Origin of the sequence: Streptomyces sp. NBC_01463, from assembly GCA_036227345.1 — a bacterium.
In the GTDB taxonomy this organism is placed as follows: Bacteria; Actinomycetota; Actinomycetes; order Streptomycetales; family Streptomycetaceae; genus Streptomyces.
Map to the genome: position 1 here is coordinate 5618524 of CP109468.1, position 25999 is coordinate 5644522.

27 protein-coding genes, 1 tRNA gene and 1 riboswitch are annotated in these 25999 nt (G+C 68.9%); of the genes, 18 read left to right on the top strand and 10 right to left on the bottom strand.

Annotation, left to right across the window (positions count from 1 at the left end):
• Nucleotides 1-156 precede the first annotated feature (156 nt).
• Nucleotides 157-1701 carry an RDD family protein gene (locus OG521_24895; protein ID WUW23832.1) on the top strand — a complete coding sequence of 515 codons (1545 nt, stop codon included), beginning with the start codon at nt 157-159 and terminating at the stop codon, nt 1699-1701.
• Nucleotides 1702-1843: 142 nt separating this feature from the next.
• Complete coding sequence (locus OG521_24900; GenBank protein WUW23833.1) at nt 1844-2515, top strand: RDD family protein; 672 nt, start codon at nt 1844-1846, stop codon at nt 2513-2515.
• A 45-nt stretch (nt 2516-2560) separates the two neighbouring features.
• On the opposite strand, the gene OG521_24905 is transcribed toward OG521_24900, so the two are convergent.
• The gene (locus OG521_24905) at nt 2561-2902 is read right to left on the bottom strand and encodes a hypothetical protein (GenBank protein ID WUW23834.1); all 342 of its coding nucleotides are present in this window, start codon (nt 2900-2902) and stop codon (nt 2561-2563) included.
• 369 nt (nt 2903-3271) lie between these two features.
• Between OG521_24905 and OG521_24910 the strand changes: the two genes are divergently transcribed.
• Nucleotides 3272-5671, top strand: a complete 2400-nt coding sequence (locus OG521_24910; GenBank protein WUW23835.1) for an immune inhibitor A — start codon at nt 3272-3274, stop codon at nt 5669-5671.
• A gap of 124 nt (nt 5672-5795) precedes the next feature.
• Nucleotides 5796-6128 carry a hypothetical protein gene (locus tag OG521_24915; GenBank protein WUW23836.1) on the top strand — a complete coding sequence of 111 codons (333 nt, stop codon included), beginning with the start codon at nt 5796-5798 and terminating at the stop codon, nt 6126-6128.
• Nucleotides 6129-6153: 25 nt separating this feature from the next.
• Here OG521_24915 and OG521_24920 read toward each other — a convergent pair whose 3' ends face one another.
• Both OG521_24920 and OG521_24925 read right to left on the bottom strand, forming a co-directional pair.
• Nucleotides 6154-6738 carry an isochorismatase family protein gene (locus OG521_24920; GenBank protein ID WUW23837.1) on the bottom strand — a complete coding sequence of 195 codons (585 nt, stop codon included), beginning with the start codon at nt 6736-6738 and terminating at the stop codon, nt 6154-6156.
• Between the two features lie 146 nt (nt 6739-6884).
• Nucleotides 6885-8213: a nicotinate phosphoribosyltransferase gene (locus tag OG521_24925; protein WUW23838.1), complete on the bottom strand. Its 1329-nt coding sequence runs from the start codon at nt 8211-8213 to the stop codon at nt 6885-6887.
• 111 nt (nt 8214-8324) lie between these two features.
• Here OG521_24925 and clpS point away from each other — a divergent pair, with 111 nt between their 5' ends.
• From clpS to OG521_24965, 8 genes are all read left to right on the top strand, one after another.
• A complete protein-coding gene (gene clpS, locus OG521_24930) occupies nt 8325-8630 on the top strand; it encodes an ATP-dependent Clp protease adapter ClpS (GenBank protein WUW23839.1) in 306 nt (101 codons plus the stop codon).
• 62 nt (nt 8631-8692) lie between these two features.
• On the top strand, nt 8693-9277 hold the full coding sequence (locus OG521_24935) for a DUF2017 domain-containing protein (protein ID WUW23840.1): 585 nt from the start codon (nt 8693-8695) through the stop codon (nt 9275-9277).
• Between the two features lie 311 nt (nt 9278-9588).
• Nucleotides 9589-11028 (top strand): amino acid permease, encoded by a 1440-nt coding sequence (locus OG521_24940; GenBank protein WUW23841.1) that lies wholly within the window; start codon nt 9589-9591, stop codon nt 11026-11028.
• A gap of 90 nt (nt 11029-11118) precedes the next feature.
• On the top strand, nt 11119-11550 hold the full coding sequence (locus tag OG521_24945) for a M67 family metallopeptidase (protein WUW23842.1): 432 nt from the start codon (nt 11119-11121) through the stop codon (nt 11548-11550).
• A 123-nt stretch (nt 11551-11673) separates the two neighbouring features.
• Entirely contained in the window at nt 11674-11799 is a 126-nt protein-coding gene (locus OG521_24950) for a hypothetical protein (GenBank protein WUW26952.1), read from the top strand.
• A gap of 123 nt (nt 11800-11922) precedes the next feature.
• Entirely contained in the window at nt 11923-12201 is a 279-nt protein-coding gene (locus OG521_24955) for a MoaD/ThiS family protein (GenBank protein ID WUW23843.1), read from the top strand.
• Complete coding sequence (locus tag OG521_24960; protein ID WUW23844.1) at nt 12201-13151, top strand: cysteine synthase; 951 nt, start codon at nt 12201-12203, stop codon at nt 13149-13151. The genes OG521_24955 and OG521_24960 overlap by 1 nt, the downstream gene beginning before the upstream one ends.
• Before the next feature lie 437 nt (nt 13152-13588).
• Entirely contained in the window at nt 13589-14341 is a 753-nt protein-coding gene (locus tag OG521_24965) for an MBL fold metallo-hydrolase (GenBank protein WUW23845.1), read from the top strand.
• Nucleotides 14342-14421: 80 nt separating this feature from the next.
• On the opposite strand, the gene OG521_24970 is transcribed toward OG521_24965, so the two are convergent.
• Together OG521_24970 and OG521_24975 are read right to left on the bottom strand one after the other, a co-directional pair.
• Nucleotides 14422-15672: a PTS transporter subunit EIIC gene (locus OG521_24970; GenBank protein ID WUW23846.1), complete on the bottom strand. Its 1251-nt coding sequence runs from the start codon at nt 15670-15672 to the stop codon at nt 14422-14424.
• Nucleotides 15673-15934: 262 nt separating this feature from the next.
• Complete coding sequence (locus OG521_24975) at nt 15935-17248, bottom strand: PTS transporter subunit EIIC (protein WUW23847.1); 1314 nt, start codon at nt 17246-17248, stop codon at nt 15935-15937.
• Nucleotides 17249-17470: 222 nt separating this feature from the next.
• On the opposite strand from OG521_24975, the gene OG521_24980 reads away from it, so the two are divergent.
• Nucleotides 17471-17704 (top strand): PTS glucose/sucrose transporter subunit IIB, encoded by a 234-nt coding sequence (locus tag OG521_24980; GenBank protein WUW23848.1) that lies wholly within the window; start codon nt 17471-17473, stop codon nt 17702-17704.
• 121 nt (nt 17705-17825) lie between these two features.
• On the opposite strand, the gene OG521_24985 is transcribed toward OG521_24980, so the two are convergent.
• Nucleotides 17826-19532, bottom strand: a complete 1707-nt coding sequence (locus tag OG521_24985; protein WUW23849.1) for a SpoIIE family protein phosphatase — start codon at nt 19530-19532, stop codon at nt 17826-17828.
• Nucleotides 19533-19660: 128 nt separating this feature from the next.
• Between OG521_24985 and rph the strand changes: the two genes are divergently transcribed.
• From rph to rdgB, 3 genes are all read left to right on the top strand, one after another.
• Nucleotides 19661-20398, top strand: coding sequence for a ribonuclease PH (gene rph, locus OG521_24990; protein WUW23850.1), 738 nt, complete (start codon nt 19661-19663; stop codon nt 20396-20398).
• A 122-nt stretch (nt 20399-20520) separates the two neighbouring features.
• Nucleotides 20521-20916 (top strand): hypothetical protein, encoded by a 396-nt coding sequence (locus tag OG521_24995; protein ID WUW23851.1) that lies wholly within the window; start codon nt 20521-20523, stop codon nt 20914-20916.
• 32 nt (nt 20917-20948) lie between these two features.
• On the top strand, nt 20949-21551 hold the full coding sequence (gene rdgB, locus OG521_25000) for an RdgB/HAM1 family non-canonical purine NTP pyrophosphatase (protein ID WUW23852.1): 603 nt from the start codon (nt 20949-20951) through the stop codon (nt 21549-21551).
• Nucleotides 21552-21589: 38 nt separating this feature from the next.
• Here the strand turns inward: rdgB and OG521_25005 are convergent.
• The 4 genes from OG521_25005 to bcp all read right to left on the bottom strand — a co-directional run bounded on the left by OG521_25005 (nt 21590) and on the right by bcp (nt 25008).
• Nucleotides 21590-21676, bottom strand: a tRNA-Leu gene (locus OG521_25005).
• On the bottom strand, nt 21667-22728 hold the full coding sequence (locus tag OG521_25010) for an HNH endonuclease (GenBank protein WUW23853.1): 1062 nt from the start codon (nt 22726-22728) through the stop codon (nt 21667-21669). The genes OG521_25005 and OG521_25010 overlap by 10 nt, the downstream gene beginning before the upstream one ends.
• A gap of 158 nt (nt 22729-22886) precedes the next feature.
• Nucleotides 22887-24383 carry a glycine betaine/L-proline transporter ProP gene (gene proP / locus OG521_25015; protein ID WUW23854.1) on the bottom strand — a complete coding sequence of 499 codons (1497 nt, stop codon included), beginning with the start codon at nt 24381-24383 and terminating at the stop codon, nt 22887-22889.
• A 157-nt stretch (nt 24384-24540) separates the two neighbouring features.
• Entirely contained in the window at nt 24541-25008 is a 468-nt protein-coding gene (gene bcp / locus OG521_25020; protein ID WUW23855.1) for a thioredoxin-dependent thiol peroxidase, read from the bottom strand.
• Nucleotides 25009-25135: 127 nt separating this feature from the next.
• Here bcp and OG521_25025 point away from each other — a divergent pair, with 127 nt between their 5' ends.
• Nucleotides 25136-25456, top strand: coding sequence for a DUF3618 domain-containing protein (locus tag OG521_25025; GenBank protein ID WUW23856.1), 321 nt, complete (start codon nt 25136-25138; stop codon nt 25454-25456).
• Nucleotides 25457-25502: 46 nt separating this feature from the next.
• Nucleotides 25503-25841, top strand: coding sequence for a co-chaperone GroES (locus OG521_25030; GenBank protein ID WUW23857.1), 339 nt, complete (start codon nt 25503-25505; stop codon nt 25839-25841).
• Between the two features lie 56 nt (nt 25842-25897).
• Nucleotides 25898-25964, top strand: a riboswitch (guanidine-III (ykkC-III) riboswitch).
• The last annotated feature ends 35 nt before the right edge of the window (nt 25965-25999 follow it).

A 25999-nucleotide genomic window follows, 5' to 3' on the forward strand; every position in this document is an offset into this window, starting at 1 on the left:
CTTGGGGAAAAATATTTCGCGGTGACCGGAAAGTGGCCCAAACACCAGGACCGGCCCGGTGACAGGCGGGTGTCTGATAGATGTGGACTCTTGTATGAGGACCGCCCCCCGATTGCCGGCCGGTCCAAGGCCTCGAAGAGATACGGGACCACGGTGATGAGCGCCCCAACCCCGGCACCCGGTGACGACCGACCCCGCGAGGGGTACTACCCCGACCCGTCCATTCCCGGATACGTCCGGTACTGGAACGGCGCTTCCTGGGTGCCCGGCACCAGCCGGCCCGCCCCGCAGCAGGGCGAACCGATGCCCGCCGCACCCCCGGAGGACGAGACGGCACCGCCGGCCCCCGCCGCGGTGGACGAGACCGGTCCGGTCTTCTTCGACGAGGAGCCGTACGAGGGCAACCGCCCGGAACCGGCCACCGCCTGGCAGGCCGACGTCTCCCGGCAGAACGGCTTCGGCGGCGAGCGCGACCGGCGGGTCTCCTGGGGCGGGAACCCCGAGCCCCGGGCCGCGCAGACCGCCGATCCGCGGACGCCCGCGGGCGGTTCGCCCGAAGCCCGCACCCCGGCCGACGCCGCCCCGGCGGACCGGGCCCCCGCCGACCCGCGCCGGCCCGCCCCCGCGGACCCCACCGGCGGCGCGCTGCCCGGCATGCGCGACGGCGGCGGCCAGACCCCGGAGAACACCGTCGCCATCCGGGTCGGCCGCCCCGCCCGCCCCGGCGGCGGAACCGGTGAAACCGGGCGCCCGCCCGCCGACGGCACCGTCACCATCCGGGCCGTGGGCCCGGCCGGCAGCGCGCCGGGCCCGCGCGACGCTCAGCAGCCGTCCACCGAGGGCACGATGTCGATCCGGGCGATCGCACCCGGAAACGCCCCGGCCGCGCCCGCCGCCCCGCAGCCCTCCACGCCCTCCGCGCAGCCCGCTGTGCCCACCCCGGCACCGCCCCGGCAGTCCGCGCCCCCGGCCGTCCCCGGAGAGCTCAACAGCCCGCTCACGCCCGGCCCCGGCGGCGGCTCCGCCTCCTGGGCGCAGCAGGTCCATCAGCTGGCCCGGCCCGAACAGCCCGCCGGGCCGCAGCCGCAGGCGCCCGCGCAGCAGCAACAGCCGCCTTTCCCGCAGCAGTCGCAGCAGTCCCCGCAGCCCGACCAGCCCGTCGTGCCCTGGAAGCCCCCGGTCAACGACCACTTCCAGCAGCTCGCGGCGGCCCGGACATCGGCCCGGCCGGCCGCACTCGGCAAGCGGTTCGCCGCCCGGCTCATCGACACGGTGGTGCTCGGCGCCCTCGTCGGCGCCGTCTCGGTGCCGCTCGCGACGCGGGCGGCGGACCATGTCAACGAGAAGATCGACGCGGCCAAGCTGTCCGGCGAGACGGTCACCGTCTGGCTGCTGGACTCCACCACCGCGGGTCTGGCGGGCGTCGTCCTCGGCGTCTTCCTGGTGCTCGGCGTCCTCCTGGAGGTGCTGCCGACCGCGAAGTGGGGCCGTACGCTCGGCAAGAAGCTCTGCGGGCTCGACGTCCGGGACATCGAGTCCCACGACGCACCGGGCTTCGGCGCCGCCCTGCGCCGCTGGCTGGTCTACGGGGTGCTGGGCCTCCTGGTGATCGGCGTGGCCAACGTGGCGTGGTGCCTGTTCGACCGGCCGTGGCGGCAGTGCTGGCACGACAAGGCGGCGCGCACCTTCGTCGCCGGCTGAGCGGGGCGCCCGCGTTCCGGAGCGGCGCGGGAGCGACCCGCACGGCTGACGGCCCTTCGGGTGAGGGCCGTCGGACGGATCCCGTTCCCCCGAACGCACCTGAGCCGTTGCGGGGGCCCGTGCGGCGGGGTGCACTGCCCCCATGAGCAACGATCAGCCGACGTCCGGTCAGCCGCCCGAGGACGACCCGTTCCTCAAGAGGCCGCAGGAGCCCCAGCCGCCGTCATCCGGCTCGCCCTACGGCAGTGCGCCGCCCCCGCCCCCTCCGCCGCCGCCGCCGTACGATCCCGGCCCCTACGGCGGCGGGGGAGCCGGCGGGACCGATCCGCTGGCGGGCATGCCGCCGCTGGCCGAACCCGGCAAGCGGATCCTGGCCCGGCTGATCGACTTCCTGATCATCTCGATCCCGCTGTACCTGATCTCGCTGCCCTGGGGCGGCGCGGTCGAGATGTCGGACAACAACAACGACGACGACGTCGGCGACATCTTCGCCCAGACCTACAGCGGGCATCAGCTGCTCTGGTCGCTGATCGCCCTGGTGGTCTACGTCGCCTACGACACGTACTTCACGCACAAGGACGGCCGCACCCTGGGCAAGCGGCTGCTGAAGCTGCGGGTCGCGATGCTCAACGACGGCAGGGTGCCGGACACCGGCAGCGCGTTCCTGCGGGCCGTGGTGCTGTGGCTGCCGGCGCTGCTGTGCTGCCCGTGCCTGTGGTGGCTGATCAACATCGTGCTGATGTTCACGGACAAGCCCTACAAGCAGGGACTGCAGGACAAGGCGGCCAAGACGGTGGTGGTGGTCACCAACTGACGGACCGGCCGGAAGGGTGTGTCGGCACCCCTCCGGCGGTGGCGGTCAGCGCCGCAGCGAGTGCTCGCCGACGCGCTCCGAAGCGGTGCGCGCGGCCGGGATCCTGCTCTGTACGGGGTCGAGGGTGCGGCCCTCGGTCCCGGCATCGGCGGGGACGGCGTCACGGTGTGCGGACACCGTGGCGGTCGTCCTCGCCGCTTTCGCTGTGTTCCCTCGGGCGGGCCGGGGAACGGTGACGGCCACCAGCAGGCCGAGCGCGAGCGCGGCCGTGCCGATGACGGAGATGCCGATGCCCGATTCGGTACGGGACAGCAGCAGCATGGCGAGGGTCGAGAAGACGACGGTCACCGAACCGTAGGAGAGCTGTGCAGCAGTGGGACGCGGCATGGCGGTATCCGTCCTCGGGACGTCGGATGGGCGGTCTCTCGACACGGTCTCGCTGTCGAGTGACTCTACGACGGTGGATGCCCGAGCGGAACGGGTAGTAAGCGTCACCTAACCCACGGTACCGGTGCACGGGGGGCGCACGGAGTCATGCCGCGCGCCGATCGGCCGATTCAGCGCGCCGGTTGGGGGTGTCGGAGTCGTCCGGATAGCGGAAATGTGCTCCTGCATAGTGCACTTGGTCTGTTCAAGTCAAGGTCTGTCTTTTCTTCCGTAACTCCGGTCGAATGTCGTCACTTGTGACGCGTTTCCGCGCGCGGCCCCTTCACACTCCCAGGCCGTAGCCGCGGGCGCCGGGGAGGACTGCATCACGTGATCATTAAGAGACGGGCGCTTCGCACCGGAGCGGTTGTCGTGGCCATGGCCGCGACCGCCGCCACCGCATCGGCCTTCGCCACAGCTCAGGCAGATGACCAGGCGTCAGGTACCGCCGCCTCCGCCATCGACCGCCGGGACCCGGGGTCGGCCAAGGGCGACGCGCACAACCTGGACGGCCCGTTCAGCAAGCAGCAGGACGCCCAGCGTCAGGCCGCCCTGGAACAGGTCATATCCGGCGACAAGAAGGTGACTGCGCGCAGCGGTTCCAAGGTCGTCAAGCTCGACGACAACAAGTACGTCGAGCTCGGCCGCGAGAAGACCGACAAGATCTTCACCGTGCTGGTGGAGTTCGGCAACCAGGTCGACAACACGACCATGTTCGACCCGGACGGCGACGGCCCCAAGCCCGCCGTCCCGAAGTACGGCGGCACGCCGGGCCCGGCGCACAACAAGATAGCCAAGCCGGACCCCAAGAAGGACAACAGCACCGCCTGGCAGGCCGATTACAACCAGGCCCACTTCCAGGACCTGTACTTCGGCGAGGGTGCCGGCAAGAACTCGCTCAAGACGTACTACGAGAAGACGTCCTCCGGGCGCTACTCGGTCGAGGGCGAGGTCTCCGACTGGGTCAAGGTCCCGTACAACGAGGCACGCTACGGCTCGAACTACTGCGGTTCGACCAACTGCGCCAATGCCTGGGACATGATCAAGGACGGCGTCAACGCCTGGGCCGCGGACCAGAAGGCCAAGGGCCGTACGCCCGAGCAGATCAAGGCGGATCTCGCCCAGTACGACCAGTGGGACCGTTACGACTTCGACGGTGACGGCAACTTCAACGAGCCCGACGGCTACATCGATCACTTCCAGATCGTGCACGCCGGCGAGGACGAGTCCGCGGGCGGCGGTGCCGAGGGCACCAACGCCATCTGGGCGCACCGCTGGTACGCGTACGGCACCAACGCCGGCGCCACCGGCCCGGCCGACAACAAGGCCGGCGGCACCCAGATCGGTGACACCGGCATCTGGGTCGGTGACTACACCGCGCAGCCCGAGAACGGCGGCCTGGGCGTCTTCGCCCACGAGTACGGCCACGACCTCGGTCTGCCGGACCTGTACGACACGACCAACACCGCCGAGAACTCGGTCGGTTTCTGGTCGCTGATGTCGGCCGGTTCCTGGCTCGGCACCGGTAAGAACAGCATCGGTGACCTGCCCGGCGACATGACCGCCTGGGACAAGTTCCAGCTGGGCTGGCTGGACTACGACGTGGCCAAGGCCGCGACGAAGTCCACCCACAAGCTGGGGGTGTCCGAGTACAACACCAGCAACAAGCAGGCGCTCGTCGTCGAACTGCCCGACAAGGCGGTCACCACCGCCGTCACGACGCCCGCCGAGGGCGCCAAGCAGTGGTGGAGCGACGCGGGCGACAACCTCAACAACACCCTGTCCCGTCCGGTCGACCTGACCGGCAAGTCCAAGGCGTCCCTGGACCTTTCGGGCTGGTGGGACATCGAGAAGGACTACGACTACCTCTACACCGAGGTGTCGGACAACGGCGGCACCAGCTGGACCGCGATCGACGGCACCGCCGACGGCAAGGCCATCCCGCGCGACGCCAGTGACAAGCCGGCCCTGACCGACGTCTCCGGCAAGTACCAGAAGCTCTCGTACTCGCTGGACGCCTACGCGGGCAAGAAGATCGACATCCGCTTCCGCTACGCCACCGACGGCGGCGCGGGCGGCGTCGGCTTCGCGGCCGACACCATCGCGGTCAACGCCGACGGTGCCGCGCTCTTCACGGACAACGCCGAGGGCGACGACAACGGCTGGACCGTCAAGGGCTTCTCCCGGGTGGGTGCGTCCTTCACCAAGGACTACCCGCAGCGCTACATCGCGGAGAACCGCCAGTACGTCTCGTACGACACGACCCTCAAGGTCGGCCCGTACAACTTCGGTTTCGCCAACACCCGTCCGGACTGGGTGGAGCACTACCCGTACCAGAACGGCCTGCTCATCTGGCTGTGGGACGGTTCGCAGAAGGACAACAACGTCTCGACCCACCCGGGTCAGGGCCTGATCCTGCCGATCGACGCGCACGCCAAGCCGCTCAAGTGGTCGGACGGCACGATCCTTCGCAACAAGATCCAGCCCTTCGACGCCCCGTTCAGCTGGTACCCCACCGACGGCTTCACGCTGCACAACGGTGACGTGGCCACGAAGATCAAGCCGCAGCTCGGCGTTCCGGTCTTCGACGACCACAAGGGCACCTACTGGTACAAGGAGAACAAGACCGGAAGCGTGCAGGTTACTGACACCAACACCCGGATCTCGATCATCAGCGAGCCGCTCAGCGGCTCCACGATGACCGTCCAGGTGGGTCCCTCGCACAAGTAATCCGGTAACACCGCAGGTCAGAGCATGATCGGCCGTCGCCCTCTAGCGGGCGGCGGCCGATCGTGTTTAGGTGCCTCTTATTCGGTTTCTTATTGACACGACGTCTCACGGGGGAGCGCGGAGCATGGCAGGCGGAGGATTCAGCAAATTGCCGAACGGCAGTGTGGTCGTCGCGATCACGCTGCCGAGCCCGGCGGAGGGCGTGGGACCGGGCACCCCGGTCCGCGTCCTGGTGCACGCGGCCAACCGGGCCAGGGCCCTCACCCGGCTGCGGAACCTGGGCCTGCGCGCCGTCTACCTCCGCGGCAACGCCGAGCCGCCCACCCCGGACGAGATCACCGCCGTCCTGCACCACCCCGACGGCGTCCTGTGGCGCGCGAGACCCGAGCGGGCCCAGGAGCTCTGGCACCCGATCCGGGCCCTGCTGCGGCCCGCCCTGCCGGCCCGGCAGAGCTGAACCGGACAGCCGGGCGGGCCGGGGCTCAGACCACCGGCTTGCCCGAGAGCACCACGCCCGCGTCCCGCAGCTCGGCCAGCGCCCGGTCCGTCGTGGCCTCGGCGACGCCGGCCGTCAGATCCAGCAGTACGTGCGTGGCGAAGCCCTCACGGACGGCGTCCAGGGCGGTGGCCCGCACGCAGTGGTCGGTCGCGATGCCGACCACGTCGACCTCGGTGATCCCGCGGTCGCGCAGCCACTCGGCCAGCCCCACACCGTTCTCGTCCTGGCCCTCGAAGCCGCTGTACGCGGCCGCGTAGGCACCCTTGTCGAAGACCGTGTCGATCGCGCCGGAGGCGACCGCCGGGGCGAAATTGGGGTGGAAGCCCACCCCTTCCGTACCGGCGACGCAGTGCGCGGGCCAGGAGTGCTCGAAGTCCGGCGCCTGCGAGAAGTGGTCACCGGGATCGATGTGGTGGTCACGGGTGGCCACCACGTGCCGGTAGCCGGGCTGGGCCTCACCGATCAGGTCGGTGATGGCGGCGGCGACATCGGCACCCCCCGCCACCGCGAGGCTCCCGCCCTCACAGAAGTCGTTCTGAACGTCCACGACGATCAAGGCGCGGTGCATGGCGGGTGTCCTTCGGTGGGGGAGAGGCGGTCACGGGGGTGGCATCGAGCCTAGGGAATCGGACGGCACAATCAAGCCCGTCCGGCAATTGAGGACAAAGCGATCAACGGGCGCCCCGGCACCCCGCGCCGAACCCCACGCCGCGCTCACACGTACTCCGTGGGCAGCACCGGCTCGCCCCGCGACAGCTGCATCGCCGACATCGGCAGCCCCGCCCGCGCCGCGATGTGCCGCTCCCGCGCCGCGTCCAGCGGCTCCCGGGCGACCACCTCGCCGCCCCTGACCAGCTCCACCAGCAGCTGCCGGCCGGCCAGCTCCGGCGGCACCGGACCGGTCCCGATCACCTCGGCCTCGGCCACCCCGTCCTCGTCCAGCCGGCGCGCCGCCCACTTGCGGCCGCCGATCGAGGACTTCGCGCCCATCGACTTCTTCGCCACCGGCAGCAGCTCGTCCGCCGGATCGGCCGACGAGGCGCGGGCCACCAGCTTGTAGACCATCGAGCAGGTGGGCTGCCCGCTGCCGGTGACCAGCTGCGTGCCCACCCCGTACGCGTCCACCGGCGCCGCGGCCAGCGAGGCGATGGCGTACTCGTCCAGGTCCGAGGTCACCACGATCTTCGTGCCCGTCGCGCCCAGCTCGTCCAGCTGCTGGCGCACCCGGTGCGCGACCAGGAGCAGGTCACCGGAGTCGATCCGGACCGCTCCCAGCTCCGGACCGGCCACCTCGACAGCCGTACGGACCGCCGCGGTGACGTCGTACGTGTCGACCAGCAGCGTCGTGTCCCGCCCCAGCGAGTCGACCTGGGCCCGGAACGCGTCCCGCTCGGAGTCGTGCAGCAGGGTGAAGGCGTGAGCACTCGTCCCGACGGTCGGGATGTTGTAGCGGAAGCCCGCGGCCAGGTCGGACGTGGTGTCGAAGCCGCCGATGTACGCGGCACGGGCCGAGGCGACCGCCGACAGCTCGTGCGTGCGCCGGGCGCCCATCTCGATCAGCCTGCGGCCGCCCGCCGCCGCCGACATCCGGGAGGCCGCCGCGGCGATCGCCGAGTCGTGGTTGAGGATCGAAAGGATCACCGTCTCCAGCAGCACGCACTCGGCGAAGGAGCCCTCGGCCCGCAGGATCGGCGAGCCCGGGAAGTACACCTCGCCCTCCGGGTAGCCCCAGATGTCGCCGCTGAAGCGGTAGTCCGCCAGATAGTCGAGCGTCGGCCCGTCGACGATGTGCTGGTCGCGCAGGAAGGCGAGCATCTCGTCGTCGAAGTGGAAGTTCTCCACCGCGTCCAGCACCCGTCCGATGCCCGCGACGACGCCGTAGCGCCGCCCCTCGGGCAGCCGGCGGGTGAACGCCTCGAAGACCGAGCGCCGGCCGGCGGTGCCGGCCTTCAGTGCGGCCTGCACCATCGTGAGCTCGTACTGGTCGGTGAAGAGCGCGGTCGACGGCACACCGACCCGTCGCCCAAGGTCCGCTGAGTTCATGCCGGGGATGCTACCCCTATTTCGTCAAAGTGACGAGATGTAGGCGCCGCGCCCGGCGCGCTGCCGGGGCCGTTTGTGCGATGCCCCCTCCCGAGTGGCAGCATGGGGTAGGTGAGCGTCGCCCCCGTAGAGATCGAACGTCCCGAATCGGCCGAGGAGAACCTCGTTGTCCCCGAGCCCGACGTCCCCTGGGTGACGCTGGTCCACAACGACCCGGTCAACCTCATGAGCTATGTGACCTATGTCTTCCAGGCCTACTTCGGCTACTCCAAGGACAAGGCCCACAAGCTGATGCTCGACGTCCACCAGAAGGGCCGCGCCGTCGTCTCCAGCGGCAGCCGCGAAGAGATGGAACGCGACGTCCAGGCCATGCACGGCTACGGACTGTGGGCCACCCTCACCCAGGACCGCAACTAGTGCCCCTCCCGGCACCCGCACGCTCCGCCCCCGCCCCGCCCGACCACCATCGGAGAGAACCCATGGCCGGCCACTTCGAGGCCACCCCCGGCGGCGGCGCGGCCGTCGCGCTCGACGAGGTGGAGATCGCGATCCTGCGCTCCCTCGCCGTGCAGCTGCTCGAACTCATCGGCCCCGGCGACGAACCCGCCGAGGGCGAGGACCCGCTCGCCGCCCTCTTCGCCGAAGGCCCCAGCGAACCGCCGTCCGACCCCGCCCTGGCCCGCCTCTTCCCCGAGGCCTACGGCGACGACGACAGCGAACTGCGCGCCGCCTCCTCCGAGTTCCGCCGCTTCACCGAGAACGACCTGCGCACCCGCAAGCGCGACGACGCACTCCTCGTCGTCCGCACCCTCGACGCGCTCACACCCGCCGGGGACGGCGCCGCCGTGCTCAGCCTCGGCCCCGACGAGTGCCGCAGCTGGCTGGGCTCCCTCAACGACCTCAGGCTCACCATCGGCACCCGGCTGGAGGTCTCCGACGAGGACGGCGGCGAGGACGGCTCCCTCTACCGGCTGCCCGACAGCGATCCGCGCAAGCCCATGGTCATGGCCTACCTCTGGCTCGGAGCGCTCCAGGAAACCCTCGTCGAAACGCTGATGCCCTAGCGCGTCCGGAGCGGGCCGCGTTCGCTCAACGGACCCTCAAATCCGAATAACGATCGCGTCACCTGATCGGTCTTTTTTGCAGCGCCTGAACACCGTTGTCCGCTTTTTCCTGTGGCGTGCGCCACATAATGTCCGGTGGATCGCCGAGGGACCCGTGATAAATCTTCACGACCACTCGGGGACGCCACCCCTGTTCCCGGGTAGGCGCGACGAGTCCGGCAACCACCGGCAGCACTCCATCCATATCCGGGGGGATCAGGACCTGATCCGCAGCCGCAAAGGCTCGGATCAGCGTGGAGAAAGGCGCACACATGACATCGGCGCAGATCGACGACAAGGGACCGGACGGCCCGCACGCCGCAGCCGCGGATGCCACCACGTCCGCCGAGGGCTACCAGCGCGCTCTCGGCGCCCGCCAGATCCAGATGATCGCGATCGGCGGTGCCATCGGCACCGGCCTCTTCCTCGGCGCGGGCAAAGCCATCGCCAAGGCCGGACCCAGCCTCATCCTGGCGTACGCCATCGCGGGCCTGGTGATCTTCTTCATCATGCGGGCCCTGGGCGAACTCCTCATGTACCGCCCGGTCTCGGGCTCCTTCTCGGAATACGCCCGGGAATTCATCGGCCCCTTCGCCGGCTTCGTCACCGGCTGGACCTACTGGCTGTTCTGGGTCGTCACCGGAATCACCGAAGTCACCGCCGCGGCCCAGTACATGACGTTCTGGTTCGACATTCCACAATGGGTGTCCGCACTGATCTTCACGATCATCCTGTACGGCGTGAACCTGATCTCCGTGAAACTGTTCGGTGAACTCGAGTTCTGGTTCTCGATGGTGAAGGTCACCGCCATCGTCGGCATGATCCTCATCTGCGCCGGAATTCTCACCCTCGGCTTCTCCGACGCCGGCGACACCGCGTCCGTCACCCACCTCTGGGCCGACGGCGGCTTCTTCCCGCACGGCATCAAGGGCACCCTGATGACCCTGCAGATCGTGATGTTCGCCTTCCTCGCCGTCGAACTCGTCGGCGTCACCGCGGGCGAGTCCAAGGACCCCAAGACCGTCCTGCCCAAGGCCATCAACACCGTGCCGTGGCGCATCGCCGTCTTCTACGTCGGCGCCCTCATCATGATCCTCTCGGTGGTCCCCTGGACCGAGTTCTCGCCGGACGTCTCCCCGTTCGTCGAAGCCTTCGAGAAGATGGGCCTCGGGCTCGGCGCGGGCATCGTCAACTTCGTCGTCCTGACCGCCGCGCTCTCCTCCTGCAACTCCGGGATGTACTCCACCGGCCGCATGCTCCGCGACCTCGCGCTCAACGGCCAGGGCCCGAAGGTCTTCACCCGCCTGACCAGGAGCGGCACCCCCCTCGTCGGCACCACCGTCTCGGCCGCCCTCATGCTCGTCGGCGTCTGGATCAACTACCAGTGGCCCGGTGACGCCTTCACCTACGTCGTCTCCTTCGCCACCATCTCCGGCATGTGGGCCTGGATCATGATCCTGATCAGCCAGATCCGCTACCGCCGCCTCGCCGACCGCGGAGAGCTCCCGCAGTCCACCTTCCGGGCCCCCGGCGCCCCGTACACCAGCGTCTTCGCCCTCGCCTTCATCGGCGTCGTCATCGTCATGATGGGCATCGACAAGGACACCCGGATCTCGCTCTACTGCGCCCCGCTGTGGGCCCTGATCCTCGGCGTCTCCTACCTGGTCCTCAAGGCCCGCAACCCCGGGAACAAGGCCTTCGCCGGCCGCTGAGCCGAAGGCCCCCACCAGGGCGATTCCACGATGCGGGCCCTCACGTACCACTCCTCGGTACGTGAGGGCCCGTCGTCCTATCCTGGCGCCATGCTGACCATCACCCAGGCTCTGTACGACCAGATCGTCGCGCACTCCCGCGAGGACCACCCCGACGAGGCGTGCGGCGTGGTCGCCGGGCCCGCCGGAACCGGCCGCGCCGAACGCTTCATCCCCATGCTCAACGCGGCCCGCTCGCCCACGTTCTACGAATTCGACTCGGCCGACCTCCTCAAGCTCTACCGCGACATGGACGACCGCGACGAGGAGCCCGTGATCGTCTACCACTCGCACACGGCGACCGAGGCCTACCCCTCCCGCACCGACGTCACGTACGCCAACGAGCCCGGCGCCCACTACGTCCTCGTCTCGACCGCCGACACGGACGGGTCCGGGCCCTTCCAGTTCCGCTCGTACCGCATCGTGGACGGCGAGATCACGGAGGAGGACGTCGAGGTGGTCGAGGCGTACCCCGCCCCCTGACCACGGCACCCGCGACGCCCGGACAGGGCCGCCGGCCCGGCCCTGTCCACCTGTTGAACGCCAACCATCCACCAGGTGAGATCACATTCCGGATCCCGGACCGGGAATCGATACGATGAGCGCATGGTTCCCCATGACGTGAGCGACAAGACGCCGGGCATGCTGCTCGTGGCGCGCCTGCACGTCGACCTGTGCCGGCTCGCCAGCGCGATCTGTACGAACCACCGGACCGCCCGCCCCGAGGCCTGAGCAGGGCCGGGGCCCGGCGCCGCCCCACCGGACGCCACCCTTCACGCACCACCCCCTGCGCGGGGGCAGAGCCGCGCGCCCCACGCCCACCGCCACCACTCCGCTTCGACAGGAGCCCACGCCATGGCCATCGAGGTCCGCATCCCGACCATCCTCCGCACCTACACCGACGGCGCCAAGGCCGTCGAGGGCAACGGGGACACCCTCGCCGACCTCTTCACGGACCTGGAGAGCCGCCACACCGGCATCCGTGAGCGCATCGTCGACGGAGACCAGCTGCGCCGCTTCGTGAACGTCTACCTCAACGACGAGGACGTCCGCTTCCTCGACGGCATCTCCACCAAGCTCAGCGACGGCGACAACATCACCATCCTCCCGGCCGTCGCCGGCGGCATGAACTGATGCGCTATGACAGCCCGCTCGCCGCAGTGGGCAACACCCCGCTCGTCCGCCTGCCGCGGCTGTCACCGTCGGACGACGTCCGCATCTGGGCCAAGCTGGAGGACCGCAACCCGACCGGCTCGATCAAGGACCGCCCCGCGCTCCACATGGTCGAGCAGGCGGAGAAGGACGGCCGGCTCACCCCCGGCTGCACCATCCTGGAACCCACCAGCGGCAACACCGGCATCTCGCTCGCCATGGCGGCCAAGCTCAAGGGCTACCGCATCGTCTGCGTGATGCCGGAGAACACCTCCCAGGAGCGGCGCGACCTGCTCGCCATGTGGGGCGCCGAGATCATCCCCTCCCCGGCGGCGGGCGGCTCCAACACCGCCGTCCGCGTCGCCAAGGAGCTCGCGGCCGAGCACCCCGACTGGGTGATGCTCTACCAGTACGGCAACCCGGACAACGCGGGCGCCCACTACGCCACCACCGGCCCCGAGATCCTCGCCGACCTCCCCTCCATCACCCACTTCGTGGCCGGCCTCGGCACCACGGGCACCCTCATGGGCGTCGGCCGCTACCTGCGCGAACACGTCGAAGGCATCCAGATCGTCGCGGCCGAGCCGCGCTACGACGACCTCGTCTACGGCCTGCGCAACCTCGACGAGGGCTTCGTCCCCGAGCTCTACGACGCCTCGGTCCTCACCACCCGCTTCTCCGTCGGCTCCGCCGACGCCGTCACCCGCACCCGCGAACTCCTCCAGCAGGAGGGCATCTTCGCGGGCGTCTCCACCGGCGCCGCGCTCCACGCCGCGATCGGTGTCGGCAACAAGGCGGTCAAGGCCGGGCAGCCGGCCGACATCGCCTTCGTCGTCGCGGACGGCGGCTGGAAGTACCTGTCGACGGGCGTCTACACCGCGCCCACGACGGAAGCGGCGATCGAGACGCTCCAGGGCCAGCTCTGGGCGTAGCCGCCCGCGCCTTTCGCCCACCCGGACGCCGGGGGCCTCGGACCACACCGGTCCGGGACCCCCGGCGTCCGCCGTTCTGCGGGGGCGCTGCCCCCGTACCCCCGCTCCGCAACCGCCGGAGGGGCTTGATCTTGCCGCCGCAGGGCGAATCGCAGCCGCGAAAGTCAGCCTCGCCGGCGTTCGAGGCGCGGGGTCCGGGGCGGAGCCCCGGATACGGGAAGGGGCGGGGCGGGGAACCAGCCCGCCGCAGGCGCACCCGCCCCGGGCGCACCCCCCGGGGACGCCTCGCTTCCATCGAACCGGTGACAGCACAGGTGAGTTCCCCCACAACGGCACGCCCCGAAGGAGCGACCGGCTCTTTCGCGCCTTACGCTCAACAAACGCTCAACGATCCGCACGAACCCTCCCCGTTCCCACGTCTCGGAGGTTCACGCTCCATGAAGCTCACCGTCGTCGGATGCTCCGGCTCGTTCCCGTCCACGGGATCGGCATGCTCGAGCTACCTCGTAGAGGCCGACGGCTTCCGGCTGCTCCTCGACATGGGCAACGGCGCCCTCGGCGAGCTGCAGCGCCATGTCGGTCTGTACGACCTCGACGCCATCTTCCTCAGTCATCTCCATGCCGATCACTGCATCGACATGTGCGCGTACTTCGTCGTCCGCTACTACCCGCACGACGGTGGACGCCCGGCCCGCATCCCGGTCTACGGTCCCGACGGCACGGAGCAGCGGCTCACCACCGCCCACGCCGACACCCCGTCCGACCACGCGATGAGCGAGGTCTTCGACTTCCACACGCTGAAGCCCGGCTCGTTCGAGATCGGCCCCTTCTCGGTGCGTACGGAGAAGCTCTGCCACCCCGTCGACACGTTCGGCATCCGCATCGAGCACGGCGGCAGCTCGCTCACGTACTCCGGCGACACCGGCACCTGCGAGGCCCTGGACGAGCTGGCGCAGGGCGCCGACCTGTTCCTCTGCGAGGCGTCGTTCGTGCACGGCAAGGAGGACATCCCGGACCTCCACCTCAACGGCCGCGAGGCGGGTGAGCTCGCCGCCCGGGCGCGGGTGGGGCGCCTGGTCCTCACCCACATCCCGCCGTGGACCGACGCCGACCGCAACCTGTCCGACGCCCGCGAGGTCTTCGCCGGACCGACCGAGCTGGCGGTGCCGGGCGCGGTGTACGAGATCTAGGGTCCGGTCCCGCGTACGACGAAGCCCTCACCTTCCGCCGGGAAGGTGAGGGCTTCGAGCTGTCGCGGGGCCGACGGGGCTTACGCCTTGGTCAGGTCCTCGACCTCTTCCTCGGGCTCGCGGCCCGGGGTGGTGAGGTTGAACTTGGTGATCGCGAAGCGGAAGAGCACGTAGTAGATGGCTCCGAAGACGAGACCGATCGGGATGATCAGCCACGGCTTGGTGGCCAGGTTCCAGTTCAGTGCGTAGTCGATGAAGCCCGCCGAGAAGGTGAATCCGGCGTGCACGCCGAGCGCCCAGGTGACGGCCATCGAGAGGGCGGTCAGGACCGCGTGGATCGCGTAGAGCAGCGGCGCGATGAACATGAACGAGAACTCGATCGGCTCGGTCACACCGGTGACGAACGAGGTCAGCGCGAGGGAGATCATCATGCCCATCACGGCCTTGCGGCGCTCGGGGCGAGCGGCGTGGGCGATGGCGATGGCGGCGGCCGGGAGGCCGAACATCATGATCGGGAAGAAGCCCGACATGAACTGGCCCGAGGTCGGGTCACCGGCGAAGAAGCGGTTCAGGTCACCGTGCACGACGGCGCCCGTCGCGTCCGTGAAGTCACCCAGCTGGAACCACGAGACCGTGTTGACGAACTGGTGCATGCCGACGGGCAGCAGCGCGCGGTTGATCAGGCCGAAGAGGCCGGCACCGAAGGAACCGAGGCCGGTCATCCACTCGCCGAAGTTGGATATGCCCTCACCGATGGGCTCCCAGACCAGGCCGAAGAAGACACCGAAGATCACACCGACGAAGGCCATGATGATCGGGACGAGACGGCGGCCGTTGAAGAAGCCGAGCCAGTCGACCAGCTTGGTGCGGTGGAACTTCTGCCACAGGATCGCCGTGACGAGACCCATCAGGATGCCGCCCAGGACACCGGGGTTGTTGTACGTCGCCGCGGTGTCCGCGCCCTTCTGGATCACCGCTTCGGTGACCGGGAAGGCCTTGAGGACGTTGCTGTAGACCAGGAAGCCGACGAGCGCGGCCAGTGCCGTGGAGCCGTCCGACTTCTTGGCGAACCCGATGGCGACACCGATGCAGAAGAGCATCGGAAGGTTGTCGAAGACCGCGCCGCCCGCGGTGGCGAACACGGAGGCGACCTTGTGCCAGCCGAGGCCGTCGTCACCGAAGACGTCGGGCTGGCCGAGACGGAGCAGAATGCCCGCGGCCGGCAGCACGGCGATCGGCAGCTGGAGGCTGCGTCCCACCTTCTGCAGGCCCTGGAACAGGCCGGAGCCCCGCTTCTTCGCGGGGGCCGCCGTGGCGGTGGCCGTACTCATCAACTTCCTCCAGTAGGCAAGGCGCCGCCAGGGACAGGGTGTTTGGGTGGGCGACGACTCGAGAAACGCGCCGCAGAAGCGGCGCGTGGTCTGGACCACTGAGTGGTGTAGACCAGTTGTAGCACGGTGAGGGTTAGATAAGGAACCTGCAATTTCCGACTACTTCGCAGTAGCCATCACCCACGCACAGTGACATGCCGAAGGCCCCCGGACCGGTGGGTCCGAGGGCCTTGGCCGAACAGGGCGTTCGCCCCGTGAGCAGCTACTTCGTGAGGTCCTTCTCCAGTTCCTCCTCCACCTCGTCGGGCTCGCGGCCCGGCGTCTGGAGGTTGAATCTGGTGATCGCGAACCGGAAGATCACGTAATACACGACGGCGAAGGCCAGACCGATCGGGATGATCAGCCAGGGTTTCGTCGCCAGACTCCAGTTGATGACGTAGTCGATCAGGCCCGCCGAGAAGCTGAAGCCGTCCTTCACCCCGAGCGCCCACGTCACCGCCATCGACACACCCGTGAGCACCGCGTGGATCGCGTACAGCAGAGGCGCGACGAAGAGGAACGAGTACTCGATCGGCTCCGTGATTCCCGTCACGAACGACGTCAGACCGACCGAGATCATCATGCCGCCGACCGCCTTGCGGCGATGCGGCTTCGCACAGTGATAGATCGCCAGCGCCGCCGCGGGCAGTGCGAACATCATGATCGGGAAGAAGCCCGTCGTGAACTGACCGGCCGTCGGGTCACCGGCCAGGAACCGGTTGATGTCACCGTGCACCATCGTCCCGTCCGGTTTGGTGTAGTCACCGAACTGGAACCAGACGAACGTGTTCAGGAACTGGTGCAGCCCGAAGACGAGCAGGGCGCGGTTCGCGATGCCGAAGATGCCGGAGCCCAGCCAGTTCAGATCCACCAGCCACTCCGAGAAGCTGGTCAACGCGTCACCGACCGGCTGCCACAGCCAGGCGCAGAGCGCCGCGAAGAGCAGACCCACGAACGCCATGATGATCGGGACGAGCCGGCGGCCGTTGAAGAAGCCCAGCCAGTCCACCAGCTTCACCCGGTGGTACCGCTGCCAGAACCAGGCCGACATCAGGCCCATCACGATGCCGCCGAACACCCCCGGGTTCTGGTACTCGGCCGCCGTCACCTGCGCGTCGTCCGTCACGCACGTACCGAACCAGGTGCCGCCCGAGACGAACGTCGAACCGCTGTCGCAGTCCACCGGGAACGCGTGCAGCACCGCGTAGTAGACGAGGAAGCCCGTCACGGCGGCCAGCGCCGTCGACCCGTCCGACTTCTTCGCCATGCCGATCGCGACACCCACGCAGAACAGCAGCGGAAGACCGAGACCCGAGTCCAGCAGCGCACCACCGGCCGCCGCGAACACCTTGGCGAGGTTGTCCCAGCCCAGACCCTCGTCACCGAACACATCCGGCTGGCCGAGCCGGTTCAGGATGCCTGCCGCCGGAAGGACGGCGATCGGGAGCTGAAGGCTGCGCCCCATCTTCTGGAGGCCTTGGAAGAGGCCGTTCCACCACTTCTTCTGTGGGATCGCGGCGCTGCTCGTCGAGCTCATCGGCATCCTCCCGGAACCAGTCACATTTGGCGGTCGTTGCAGACTGGTGTAGACCAGTTGCGGTACGGTGCGGAGCCCGCCCGGAAGACAGGGCGCCGGTGATCGTCATCATTGGTGATGGTTCGGCTACTCGCTCGCGAAGTTGGGCCAACCGTGCGTTACCGTGACGAAACGGACCCATGGTGGGCCGTCGCATGTTCGTGAAAAACCAGGGAGAAGGCCATGGCCAGCAAGGCTGAGAAGATCGTCGCCGGGCTCGGCGGAATCGAGAACATCGAAGAGGTCGAGGGCTGCATCACCCGCCTCCGCACCGAGGTCAAGGACGCGAGCAAGGTCGACGAAGCCGCGCTCAAGGCCGCCGGCGCCCACGGCGTCGTCAAGATGGGCACCGCGATCCAGGTCGTCATCGGCACCGACGCCGACCCCATCGCCGCCGACATCGAAGACATGATGTGACCCACCGCTGAACCCGACCGGGCCAACCCCCGGCACGCCGCAGGCCCCGTCCACCCGGACGGGGCCTGCGGCGTACACGGCACACCCCCCGGCACCCCCGCCCCCGGGCGCCGCCCCCCGATCAGCGCACCCGCACCGCCAGAATCGCCACGTCGTCCGAACTCTCACCGTCATCCAGGCACGCCTCCACCAGATGCCCGCACAGATCACCCACATCCGCGGGCGCCGCCAGCGCCGCCGCACGCAGCCGCTCCAGCCCCACCCCCAGCTCCTCCCCGCGCCGCTCCACCAGACCGTCCGTGTACAGCACCAGCAACGCCCCCGCCGGCAGCTCGAACTCGTCCGCCTCCGCATCCCACTCGTCCACCACACCCAGCGGAACCCCCTGCCCCGCACGCAGGAACCGAGCCCCCGAATGGTCCACCAGCAACGGCGGACAATGACCGGCCGACGCCACCACCGCACGCCGCTCCTGCGGATCGACCGTCATGTACAGCACCGTCGCCAGATCCGTCAGCGCCATGTCCTGACTCAACGCGTTCAGATCCGACAGCACCGCCACCGGATCCTCCCCCTCCACCAACGCGTAACTGCGCAACGCCGTCCGCAGCTGACCCATCGCCGTCGCCGCCCGCAACCCCTTGCCCATCACGTCACCCAGCGCCAGCCCCGCCTTCCCGCCCGGCAACGCCATCACGTCGTACCAGTCACCCCCGGCCTGCATCCCCCGCGCCCCCGGCAGACTGCACGCCGCGACCTGCACCCCGGCGATCTCGGGCAGCGTCTGCGCCAGCATCGACTGCTGAAGCGTCCCGGCGATCCGCCGCTCACGCTCGTACAGAAGATTGTTCTCGACCATCTGCCCGGCGAACCGGCAGTACGTCCCCACCAGCTGCCGCTGCCGCAGCGTCGGCCGCCCCGGCTCCCGCCACGCCCAGGCCACCACACCCAGCCGCCGGCCCGACGTGGTGCTCAGCGCCAGCGCGTACACCCGGCGGAACCCCGCCGCACGCCCCAGCTCACGCACACGCGGCGAACACGACGGATCCGTCTCCACGTCCTCCACGATCAGCGCACCGCCCGCAGCCTCCGCCTCGTCCACCAGGAACCGCCCCGGCGGCAACGCCTCCACCGCCTCACGCACCGACCGCACATCCGCCGGCATCCCGTACAGCGCACGCGTCCGCATCACGGCACCGTCCTCGTCCCGCAGCCGCGCCACACCCATGTCCGCCCGCAACAGCCGGGCACCCTCGCCCAGCACCTGATGCAGCGTGCCGTCCACACTGTCGTGATCCGTCAGCCGCTCCGACAGACCGTGCACCCAGGTCGCATCCTCCAACTGCTCGGCCAGCCTGCGGTTCACCTCGTCCAGATCATCGGCCGACCGCCGCTGCTGGGACACGTCATGGAGGAACGCCACCGCCAGCGGCAGCTCACCGGGACCGAAGTCCAGCGGAACAGCACTGATGTCCAGCCACAGCGCCCGCTCGCCCTGCGGCATGTACCGCACCTCGGCCCGCGCCGGACGACGCAGCCCCAGCGCCACCCCGAGCGGCGACTCGGCGAACCGCAACGGCTCGCCGTTGCGGTCGCTGAAGGACGTGGCGGCCCGGGCCAGCCCGCCCGGCTCCTGCGGCACCTGCGCCCCGAACAGCTCCGCCAGCCGCCCGTTCGAGTACACCGTCGTCGCCCCCTGCTCGGCGGAAGCGATGACGATCCCATGCGGCGCACCCTCCAGGACCTGGACGGACGCGAGGTGGTCCGACAGGGGCAGACGCGGTGCGGCAGGCTGCGGCCGGATTGTCCGGCTCGAAGGGAGGGACATCAAGATCTTCCTGTGAGTGGAGACTTAGATACTAAAAGCTTAAGCAGGATCACAGTAAAGAAGGAAAGGCTGAACGTCCCCGAACAGCGGGCCAAAAGTCCCCCCACCCGCCGGATAGGCTTCCGCCCATGTCTCGTATCGACGGCCGCACCCCCGACCAGCTCCGCCCCGTCACCATCGAACGCGGATGGAGCAAGCACGCCGAAGGATCCGTACTCATCTCCTTCGGCGACACCAAAGTCTTCTGCACCGCCTCCGTCACCGAAGGCGTCCCGCGCTGGCGCAAGGGCAGCGGCGAAGGCTGGGTCACCGCCGAATACTCGATGCTGCCCCGCTCCACCAACACCCGCGGCGACCGCGAATCCGTACGCGGCAAGATCGGCGGCCGCACCCACGAGATCAGCCGCCTCATCGGCCGCTCCCTGCGCGCCGTGATCGACTACAAGGCCCTCGGCGAGAACACCGTCGTCCTGGACTGCGACGTCCTCCAGGCCGACGGAGGCACCCGCACCGCCGCCATCACCGGCGCCTACGTCGCCCTCGCCGACGCCATCACCTGGGCCCAGGGCAAGAAGATCATCAAGCACGGCCGCAAGCCGCTCACCGGCACCGTCTCCGCGATCAGCGTCGGCATCGTCGACGGCACCCCCCTCCTCGACCTCTGCTACGAGGAAGACGTCCGCGCCGAGACCGACATGAACGTCGTCTGCACCGGCGACGGCCGCTTCGTCGAGATCCAGGGCACCGCCGAGGCCGAGCCCTTCGACCGCAAGGAACTGAACGCCCTCCTCGACCTCGCCACCGCCGGCTGCGTCGACCTCACCCAGCTCCAGAACGACGCCCTCGCCCGCACCCTCGGCGAGTAACGACGAGGACAGGCCCGGGTAAAGAAGCAACCAAGTCCCACTCCACAGCGTCGATACGAATACGGGCGCACGGGTCGAACCGTGCGCCCGTCCGCGTATCCGCACCCGGGGAGGGACCCACCATGGCCACGCGCCACCGACGCCACCGCCGCACCGCCCTGGCCATCACCGCCGCACTGCTCACCGTCACCGCGGCGGCCGGCTGCGGCGCCCTCGACAAGACACTCGACTGCGTCCGCACCGCCGACGCCATCGCCACCAGCGTCGACAACCTCCAGCAGGCCGTCGCCAACGCCTCCAACGACCCCACCCAGGCCTCCGAGTCACTCGACGAGATCGAGAAGGAACTCGGCAACCTCGGCGACAAGACCGACAACGCCGACCTCAGCAAGGCCGTCGACGACCTCCAGACCGGCGTCGCCAACGTCCGCGGCTCCATCGACAAGGGCGACGCCACCCCCGACATCACCCCCGTCACCGACGCCGCCGCGGAGATCGCCAAGGTCTGCACCCCGTAAGGCGCAGCCACCCCGGCGGCGATAATCGGGACATGACCCGCCTCATCCTCGCCACCCGCAACGCCGGGAAGATCACCGAACTCCACGCGATCCTCGCCGACGCAGGCCTCACCTACGAACTCGTCGGCGCGGACGCGTACCCGGAGATCCCCGACGTCAAGGAAACCGGCGTCACCTTCGCCGAGAACGCCCTCCTCAAGGCCCACGCCCTCGCCCAGGCCACCGGCCACCCGGCCATCGCCGACGACTCCGGCCTCTGCGTCGACGTACTGAACGGCGCCCCCGGCATCTTCTCCGCCCGCTGGGCCGGCACCCACGGCAACGACCAGGCCAACCTCGACCTGCTCCTGGCCCAGCTCTCCGACATCGACGCCCCGCACCGCGCCGCCCACTTCGCCTGCGCCGCCGCCCTCGCACTCCCGGACGGCACGGAACGCGTGGTCGAGGGCCGCCTGCCCGGCACCCTGCGCCACACCCCGTCCGGCACGGGCGGCTTCGGCTACGACCCGATCCTCCAGCCGGAGGGCGAGACCCGGACCTGCGCGGAACTGACCCCGGCGGAGAAGAACGCGATCAGCCACCGGGGGAAGGCGTTCCGGGCGCTGGTGCCGGTGGTGCGGGAGTTGGTGGGGTGAACGACGCGATGGGCCGCCCCTGTGGGACGGCCCATCTGTGGTGCGGCCGGTGGGATTCGAACCCACACAGGATTGCTCCCAGATGCCCCTAAAACACCCGCCGATACCAGTTTGGCTACGGCCGCATACTTGGGTCCATCGTAGCGGGCGGGATGGTCTTCGGGGCAGACAGGTCACCGCTCGCGGACTCCGAAACGGCTGTCTTCTTCCGGCACCAGGTCTCTGTGAGTGCGTGGCAATTCGGGCACAAATAGCGCAGGTTCTCGGCCCGGTTGTCCAGCCAGTTGCCGTTGACGTGGTCGATCTGGAGCGTGATCGATCGACCCAGCCACTCGCCAGTGTTGCCACAGGACGTGCAGCGGTACGTTACGCCGAGCTCCTGGAGCGCCCGGTGAAGGCGTGTTCGGTTCGCTCGAGTCGATCCCTGCGGCATGATCACGAGTGCTGTTGGTGCAATCTGCTTCTGCTTCGGAACTTGTACAGATGCCCACGAGCGGCGTTTGAAGTGGCTTGTATCCAGTTCCATCTGCAGGATCTTGCGTCGTACCCGCCGGTGGTTGGAATCGGTCACCTCAAGGCCGAGCGCCTGAACGACCTCGACGTAACTGAAAGCCTTCCGTACTGCAGTACTCAGGCCTTCCTCTGGGATGTAGACGCGGGCGTTGCGGAAGTGGCAGGTGTTGATGCTCCTCCTGCGAAGCATTGCAGCCACTGCGGCGCGTGATCGGCCGTCATCCGGGACGCCAAGAGCTCGCGCCACCCCGCGGACGGACTGGCTGGAGTCGGCGGCAGCCTGCAGTTCCTCGGCACTGAACAGGAGGTCCAACTGGGGGCGATTCATTCCAGGGAAGTGGCTGACGTCGATCCCCGCAGCCGCGATGCGACGGGCTATGTGAGACAGGGTGCCCGTGGCCGGAGTGGCGCCCAGTTTGAGGACGACCTCGCGCAGGGATGATGACGACGTCGCTGCGGCGGCGATGGCCGCATCAGGGTATTTGCGCCACGGACTGCGCTGCTTGAAGTGAGTTGTGTCGAGTCCGAGTTCCGTGACCTTCGCCTTGAGTGTGCGGTGCCTTCCGCCGCTCTCCTTCAGGCCCAGTCGGCGCATGAGATCGGTCCAGTTGCTTGCGGCTTCCACAGCCAGTGCGAGTCTTGCTGGGTCGTACACCTCGGACATTCCCCCTCCGCATCCGGCCGCCCGTTCGCGGCCTCGTACGGAGTAACGAACCGTTTATCGGAGAGTCACGTCCGATATCCGACAAGATGCGGAATGGCCTGCGCCGCTTCGGCGACAACCGAAGCGGCGCAGGCCATTCCCATGCAGGACGGGACGGGTCAGAACTTCGGGTCCGGCGTCTGCGCCTGGACCAGTTCCTCCGCCTCCTCGCTCGTCTCCACCGACGGGGGCGAACCCGCCAGCGGCTTGTTCGCGGTCTCCTTCATGCAGGCCACCGCGATCACGCCGACCAGCGCCGCCGCCATCGCGTAGTACGCCGGCATCAGGTTGGTGCCCGACCAGCTGATCAGGGCCGTGATGACCAGCGGGGTCGTACCGCCGAAGATCGACGCGGAGAGGTTGTAGCCCACCGACAGGGAGCCGTAGCGGACCTGCGTGGGGAACAGGGCCGGGAGGGCGGCGGACATCGTGCCGAGCATGCAGACCAGGGAGAGGCCCAGCATCAGCATGCCGATCGTGATCGCCGGGATGCTGCCCTGGCGGATCAGGAGGAAGGCCGGCAGGGAGAAGATCAGGAAGCCGAGCATCCCCGTCATGAGCAGGGGCTTGCGGCCGAAGTGGTCGGAGAGCTTGCCCACCTGGCTGATGATCAGCATCAGGAACACCATGACGCCGAGCAGGATCAGCAGGCCGTGGGTCTCGCTGTAGCCGAGCTCGTCGGAGAGGTACGTCGGCATGTACGACAGCAGCATGTAGTCGGTGATGTTGTATGCGCCGACCAGGCAGATGCAGAGGATCAGCGTCGGCCAGTAGTCGCGGAAGATCTTGGCGAGGTCGCCCTTGGCGGTCGTCTCGACGCCGTCCGCGGCCTCCGTGGCGTGGGCGGTGCCGCCCTCCAGCTTCTGGAAGGCGGGGGTCTCGTCGAGGCGCAGTCGCAGGTAGAGGCCGACGAGGCCGAGCGGGCCGGCGACGAGGAAGGGGACGCGCCAGCCCCAGGCTTCCATCTGGGTGTCGTTGAGGAGTGCGTAGAGCGCGGTGACCAGGCCGGCCGCTCCGACGTAGCCGGCCAGGGTGCCGAATTCGAGGAAGCTGCCGAAGTAGCCGCGTCGTTTGTCGGGGGCGTACTCGGCGATGAAGGTGGAGGCGCCGCCGTACTCGCCGCCGGTGGAGAAGCCCTGGAGCATCCGGAAGAGGATGAGGAGGATGGGGGCCCCGACGCCGATGGTGTCGTGGGAGGGGATGACGCCGATGGCGAAGGTGCCGACCGCCATGAGGATCATGGTGAGGGCGAGGACCTTCTTGCGGCCGATCTTGTCGCCCATGGGGCCGAAGAACATGCCGCCGAGCGGTCGTACGAGGAAGGCGACGGCGAAGGTGGCGAAGGAGGAGAGGAGCTGGGTTGTGTCGTTCCCGGACGGGAAGAAGACATGGCCCAGGGTCGCCGCCAGGTAGGAGTAGATGCCGAAGTCGAACCACTCCATGGCGTTACCGAGTGAGGCCGCCTTGACCGCGCGCTTCACCGCCTGGTCGTCCGTGACGGTGATGTCCGTCCTGCGCAGCTTGGGGTTCTGGCGCTTTCGGATGGCACGGAAGAGGGCGGGGTGGCGTTTGACCGCTTCGGGGTCGGCCGCCTGCTGGGGGTCGGAGGCCGCCATGGCCGGGTCCTTTCCTCGGTGGGTGTTTCAGGAAAGGCTTCTGCGCGGACATGGCGGTTGCAAACCGATTCGGCGGTGGATTGGGATGTCCATCACATGTTTTCGGCCGTTCGGCCCAATCCAGGGGTGTGTTTCCGCCGTTTTCCTGCCGGTCGGGTCAGATGCCCAGGTCCTTGATGATCTTGGCGACGTGGCCGGTGGCCTTGACGTTGTAGAAGGCGTGTTCGACCTTGCCGTCCTCGTCGACGACGATCGTCGACCGGATGACGCCCGTCACCGTTTTGCCGTAGAGCTTCTTCTCGCCGAAGGCGGCGTAGGCCTCCAGGGTCTCCTTGGCGGGGTCGCCGACCAGGGTGACCTTGAGGTTCTCCTTCTCGCGGAACTTGGCGAGCTTCTCGGGCTTGTCGGGGGAGACGCCGATGACGTCGTATCCGGCGCCGGCCAGGAGGTCGAGGTTGTCGGTGAAGTCGCAGGCCTGCTTGGTGCAGCCGGGGGTGAGGGCGGCCGGGTAGAAGTAGACGATGACCTTGCGGCCCTTGTGGTCGGCGAGCGATACGTCGTTGCCGTCGGCGTCGGGGAGGGTGAAGGCGGGGGCGGTGTCGCCGGTCTTGAGTCGCTCGCTCATGGTTCTCCTCTTTGGTGCGCGGGGTGTACGGGACCGAGCGTAATAGGGGTGCCGCCGGGTGCGGGGGCGGTCGAGCTGACAGACTGTCGATGAAGGTTTACCGGACGAGGACCACGGAGGCGGCGCAGTGTCGGATGCCAGGACCCCTGCGCAGATCGAGGCGGACATCATCAGCAGGCGCGAGCAGCTCGCGGTGGTGCTCGATGAGATCGGGGTGCGGGTGCACCCGAAGACGATCATCGGTGACGTGAAGGCGAAGGCGGCCGGGGCGGTGGACCGGACGGCCGGGCGGGCGTTCGTCGCGGTGAACCGGACGGTGTCGGACGTGAAGGCGCAGTTCGTTTCGGAGGAGGGTTCGCCGCGTCTGGAGCGGGTGATTCCGGTGGCGTTGCTCGCGGTGGGTGTGGTGGGTCTGCTCACTGTGTCCGCGCAGCGGAAGAAGCGTTGAGCCCCGAGGGCGCCAGGTGGTGTCGGGGCCGGGTAGGTTGCGGGGCGTGAGCGAGAACACCGACGACAAGCTGCCCATCCGGATGCTGCACGACCGTGTGCTGGTCCGGTCCGATTCGCCTGAGGGTGAGCGGCGTTCCGGCGGCGGCATCCTGATTCCGGCGACGGCCGCGGTCGGCCGCCGGCTGGGCTGGGCCGTGGTGGTCGCGGTGGGGCAGAACGTGCGGACGGTCGAGCCGGGGGACCGGGTGCTGTACGACCCCGAGGACCGTGCCGAGGTCGAGGTGCGGGGTGTGGCGTACGTGCTGATGCGGGAGCGGGATCTGCATGCGGTGGCGGCGGACCGGTTCGAGGGTTCGGTGGATTCGACCGGGCTGTATCTGTAGCTCCGGATCGTGCTGTGCGGGGCCTGGTGACGGTTGTCACCAGGCCTTTTGCCTGTTCTTTGCTACGGTGGTGGGACCCCGACGAGACGCGCCGTACCGGGCTTTTTGCAAAGACGACGCACCGTGTTGTTCGCGTGTTCTGTCGTCGGAGGTGCCGT

Coding starts and splice junctions, on each gene's coding strand:
- OG521_24895 (WUW23832.1), top strand. CDS start 157: ATGAGCGCCCCAACCCCGGCACCCGGTGACGACCGACCCCGCGAGGGG.
- OG521_24900 (WUW23833.1), top strand. CDS start 1,844: ATGAGCAACGATCAGCCGACGTCCGGTCAGCCGCCCGAGGACGACCCG.
- OG521_24905 (WUW23834.1), bottom strand. CDS start 2,902: ATGCCGCGTCCCACTGCTGCACAGCTCTCCTACGGTTCGGTGACCGTC.
- OG521_24915 (WUW23836.1), top strand. CDS start 5,796: ATGGCAGGCGGAGGATTCAGCAAATTGCCGAACGGCAGTGTGGTCGTC.
- OG521_24920 (WUW23837.1), bottom strand. CDS start 6,738: ATGCACCGCGCCTTGATCGTCGTGGACGTTCAGAACGACTTCTGTGAG.
- OG521_24925 (WUW23838.1), bottom strand. CDS start 8,213: ATGAACTCAGCGGACCTTGGGCGACGGGTCGGTGTGCCGTCGACCGCG.
- OG521_24935 (WUW23840.1), top strand. CDS start 8,693: ATGGCCGGCCACTTCGAGGCCACCCCCGGCGGCGGCGCGGCCGTCGCG.
- OG521_24940 (WUW23841.1), top strand. CDS start 9,589: ATGACATCGGCGCAGATCGACGACAAGGGACCGGACGGCCCGCACGCC.
- OG521_24945 (WUW23842.1), top strand. CDS start 11,119: ATGCTGACCATCACCCAGGCTCTGTACGACCAGATCGTCGCGCACTCC.
- OG521_24950 (WUW26952.1), top strand. CDS start 11,674: ATGGTTCCCCATGACGTGAGCGACAAGACGCCGGGCATGCTGCTCGTG.
- OG521_24955 (WUW23843.1), top strand. CDS start 11,923: ATGGCCATCGAGGTCCGCATCCCGACCATCCTCCGCACCTACACCGAC.
- OG521_24960 (WUW23844.1), top strand. CDS start 12,201: ATGCGCTATGACAGCCCGCTCGCCGCAGTGGGCAACACCCCGCTCGTC.
- OG521_24965 (WUW23845.1), top strand. CDS start 13,589: ATGAAGCTCACCGTCGTCGGATGCTCCGGCTCGTTCCCGTCCACGGGA.
- OG521_24970 (WUW23846.1), bottom strand. CDS start 15,672: ATGAGTACGGCCACCGCCACGGCGGCCCCCGCGAAGAAGCGGGGCTCC.
- OG521_24975 (WUW23847.1), bottom strand. CDS start 17,248: ATGAGCTCGACGAGCAGCGCCGCGATCCCACAGAAGAAGTGGTGGAAC.
- OG521_24980 (WUW23848.1), top strand. CDS start 17,471: ATGGCCAGCAAGGCTGAGAAGATCGTCGCCGGGCTCGGCGGAATCGAG.
- OG521_24985 (WUW23849.1), bottom strand. CDS start 19,532: ATGTCCCTCCCTTCGAGCCGGACAATCCGGCCGCAGCCTGCCGCACCG.
- rph (WUW23850.1), top strand. CDS start 19,661: ATGTCTCGTATCGACGGCCGCACCCCCGACCAGCTCCGCCCCGTCACC.
- OG521_24995 (WUW23851.1), top strand. CDS start 20,521: ATGGCCACGCGCCACCGACGCCACCGCCGCACCGCCCTGGCCATCACC.
- rdgB (WUW23852.1), top strand. CDS start 20,949: ATGACCCGCCTCATCCTCGCCACCCGCAACGCCGGGAAGATCACCGAA.
- OG521_25010 (WUW23853.1), bottom strand. CDS start 22,728: ATGTCCGAGGTGTACGACCCAGCAAGACTCGCACTGGCTGTGGAAGCC.
- proP (WUW23854.1), bottom strand. CDS start 24,383: ATGGCGGCCTCCGACCCCCAGCAGGCGGCCGACCCCGAAGCGGTCAAA.
- bcp (WUW23855.1), bottom strand. CDS start 25,008: ATGAGCGAGCGACTCAAGACCGGCGACACCGCCCCCGCCTTCACCCTC.